This is a genomic window from Pseudoalteromonas sp. SR45-5 (genome assembly GCF_014163565.1).
Lineage (GTDB): Bacteria > Pseudomonadota > Gammaproteobacteria > Enterobacterales > Alteromonadaceae > Pseudoalteromonas > Pseudoalteromonas distincta.
Map to the genome: position 1 here is coordinate 1 of NZ_JACJDN010000485.1, position 3119 is coordinate 3119.

General features: G+C 40.0%; 5 protein-coding genes. 3 read left to right on the top strand and 2 right to left on the bottom strand.

Features of this window, described 5'->3' with window-relative positions; genetic code table 11:
* A partial coding sequence (locus tag H5072_RS15445; RefSeq protein ID WP_182694024.1) for a prephenate dehydrogenase occupies nt 1-221 on the bottom strand: 221 nt, incomplete at its 3' end.
* Between the two features lie 71 nt (nt 222-292).
* On the opposite strand from H5072_RS15445, the gene H5072_RS15450 reads away from it, so the two are divergent.
* Nucleotides 293-502, top strand: coding sequence for a hypothetical protein (locus H5072_RS15450; protein ID WP_002960797.1), 210 nt, complete (start codon nt 293-295; stop codon nt 500-502).
* 8 nt (nt 503-510) lie between these two features.
* On the opposite strand, the gene epmB is transcribed toward H5072_RS15450, so the two are convergent.
* Nucleotides 511-1524, bottom strand: a complete 1014-nt coding sequence (gene epmB / locus H5072_RS15455; RefSeq protein WP_182694026.1) for an EF-P beta-lysylation protein EpmB — start codon at nt 1522-1524, stop codon at nt 511-513.
* A 41-nt stretch (nt 1525-1565) separates the two neighbouring features.
* Between epmB and efp the strand changes: the two genes are divergently transcribed.
* Nucleotides 1566-2132: an elongation factor P gene (gene efp, locus H5072_RS15460; RefSeq protein ID WP_024596699.1), complete on the top strand. Its 567-nt coding sequence runs from the start codon at nt 1566-1568 to the stop codon at nt 2130-2132.
* A 56-nt stretch (nt 2133-2188) separates the two neighbouring features.
* A partial coding sequence (gene epmA, locus H5072_RS15465; protein WP_182694025.1) for an elongation factor P--(R)-beta-lysine ligase occupies nt 2189-3119 on the top strand: 931 nt, incomplete at its 3' end.

Below are 3119 nucleotides of genomic sequence, written 5' to 3' on the forward strand. Positions count from 1 at the left end.
TCAAAACCATCGTTAGATAAGCTTTCAACGTCAGCGGCTACGTCAAGAACATACGGCTTAAAGCGTTTAGCTTCAAAGCTAAAACCAGCATCTTGTGCAAATAAGGCTTTAAATTTGCCATGGCCTTGCTGTTGTAGTTCATCGAGTTTTTTGTCGGCATCAAGCGCCTGACGATAAACAATTTTTAAATTAGTATTGAGTTGTTCAATAATTGAATCCATGGTTTTCCTAAAGCTTTGTACTGCATGGCCGACATAATACTTGGATTACATTTAAAAGTCAGGTTTGTTATATGAATATATCAGGCACAAGTTTACCCGCTGTTTCTGGCTCAGGCCAAGGCAGTGAGCTTTATAGCGCTGCTTTATCTAAAAAGCAGCAACTAGCAGATGGCGCAGCAGCACTTGCACTTATTGAAGGTGCTGCACAATCGTCAAGTGCGCAAACACCGGCTAAATCGGTAACAGCATCATTGGGTAACAACGTAAATATATACGTTTAAATGCTGTTTTAAATTAGCTTAAGATCGATAGGTGTTTTACTTTTTTGACCACCTATTTCTCTAACTAATTTAGGCACTAAAAATCCAGGCAGGGCTTTTAATAGCTCTGCCATTATTTTTATAGCGTCTTCTTCGTTAATATCAAAGTGGCTGGCCCCTTCAACTTTATCGAGCAAATACAAATAATACGGTAATACGTCTGCGTCAAATAACGCTTCGCTTAAATTTATTTGCGCATCGAGCGTATCGTTCACATCTTTTAAAATTACAGCTTGGTTTAAAAGCGTTACGTTTGCTTGTTTAAGCTTTTGCATAGCTGCTTTAAAATCAGCGTCTATTTCATTGGCGTGGTTTATGTGATTAATAAAAATAATTTTTAATGGCGATTTTGCTAATCGCTCACATAACTCATCGGTAACTCGCGTCGGTATAACTACTGGTAAACGGCTATGAATTCGCATTCGTTTAATTTGTGGTAATTGCTCAAGCTCATCTAAAAACCAACTTATTGCATCGTCTTTGGCCATCAGCGGATCGCCACCACTTAAAATCACTTCGTTTATATTGGCATCAGATTTTATGTAGCTTAGTGTTTCAAGCAGGCTTTTTTTATTAAGTTGGTTTTCTTGATACGGAAAATGCCTTCTAAAGCAGTAACGACAATTGACTGCACAGCCGGTTTTAAACATTACTAAAACACGCGATTTATACTTATGTAAAAGGCCGGGTTGTTCGTTATCTTGCTCAAGTAGGGGATCTTTATTAAAACCCGACTTACTTAAAAATTCTTGATGGCGTGGCATGACTTGCAATAAAAGAGGATCGTTTGGATCGCCTTTGCGTATTTTTTTTATAAAAGGGATAGGCACGCGTACCGGAAATAAACTGCGGGCTTTTAGGTCGTTTTCATGGACTTGGCTCGATAAACCGACCATTTCAAGCAAGGTTTTTGGGCAGGTAACTACATTTGCTAATTCTTTTTGCCAGTTTTTATGCAAATTTGCTTCATTTCTTTGTATCATTGGCATGTAGATTACTCGAAAAAATATAAATAGAGGAAACGATGGCGAATTATAGCACCAACGAGTTCAAGGGCGGCCTAAAAATTATGATGGACGGCGAGCCTTGCAGTATCTTAGAAAATGAAATGGTAAAACCTGGTAAAGGCCAGGCGTTCAACCGTGTTCGTATCCGTAAACTTATCTCTGGTAAGGTGCTTGAAAAAACCTTTAAATCGGGTGAATCAGTTGAAGGTGCTGACGTAATGGATACAGATTTAGCGTATCTATACACAGACGGCGAATTTTGGCATTTCATGAACAACGAAACATTTGAGCAAATTGCTGCTGATGAAAAAGCACTAGGCGATGCTGTTAAATGGTTAGTTGAAAATGATTTATGTACAATTACATTATGGAACGGTAGCCCTATTGCTGTTACACCACCTAACTTTGTTGAGCTTGAGATCACTGAAACAGATCCTGGCCTTAAGGGTGATACAGCGGGTACTGGTGGTAAACCAGCAACGCTTAGCACAGGCGCTGTGGTACGAGTTCCATTATTTGTACAAATTGGCGAAGTAATTAAAGTAGACACTCGTAACGGTGAATACGTAAGCCGTGTTAAGTAAGCTTTAACATTGTTTATAAAATCCCAGCTTAAGCTGGGATTTTTTTTGGAGAAAATATGTCAGCAGATCTTTGGGCCCCAAGCGCAAGCATTGAAACACTAAAACAACGTGCAGCGATATTACGTAGCATTCGTGAGTTTTTTTATACGCGTAATGTAATGGAAGTAGAAACTCCTAGCTTAAGTGCTGCCAGTGTAACCGATGTGCACTTAGCCAGTTTTAACACCACATTTGTAGGTCCAGGGCACGCAGGTGGGCTTCCTCTTTTTTTACAAACATCTCCAGAGTTTGCTATGAAACGCTTGTTAGCAGCAGGCTCAGGCGCTATTTTTCAGCTTTGTAAAGCATTTAGAAATGAAGAAGCAGGTAGTCATCACAATCCCGAATTTACAATGCTTGAATGGTATCGCCCAGGCTTTGATGAGTTTGCACTTATGGATGAAATGGATGAACTAATGCGGCTTGTTTTAGATATTGAGCCGGCAACAAGGCATACTTATCAGCAAGCGTTTGAACAAGCACTTGGGCTCGATCCGCTAACAGCGAACATAGAGCAATTAAAGCAACTAGCGTGTGAGCAGGGATTTGCTGATATAGCCCAAAATGAAACGCATAAAGATACCTTACTGCAATTATTATTTTGTATGAAAGTGGAGCCCACAATAGGACAAGATAAGCCATGTTTTGTTTATCACTTTCCAGCTTCTCAAGCGGCACTTGCACAAATTTGTGAACACGATACACGTGTAGCAGGGCGCTTTGAGCTTTATTATAAAAATATGGAATTGGCGAATGGCTTTAACGAACTCACAAATGCCAGCGAGCAAGCTAAACGTTTTAATGAAGATAACGCATACCGCGCTGAAAACGGTTTAAAGCAAGTGCCAATGGATACGCGTTTAATTAAAGCGCTGGAGCATGGATTACCTCAGTGCGCAGGGGTGGCTTTGGGTATAGATAGGCTTGTAATGCTCGCAACAAATAAAG

What these genes read in the sequence shown, in the direction of transcription:
- epmB (WP_182694026.1), bottom strand. Translation starts at nt 1,524, where the DNA reads ATGATACAAAGAAATGAAGCAAATTTGCATAAAAACTGGCAAAAAGAA.
- H5072_RS15450 (WP_002960797.1), top strand. Translation starts at nt 293, where the DNA reads ATGAATATATCAGGCACAAGTTTACCCGCTGTTTCTGGCTCAGGCCAA.
- efp (WP_024596699.1), top strand. Translation starts at nt 1,566, where the DNA reads ATGGCGAATTATAGCACCAACGAGTTCAAGGGCGGCCTAAAAATTATG.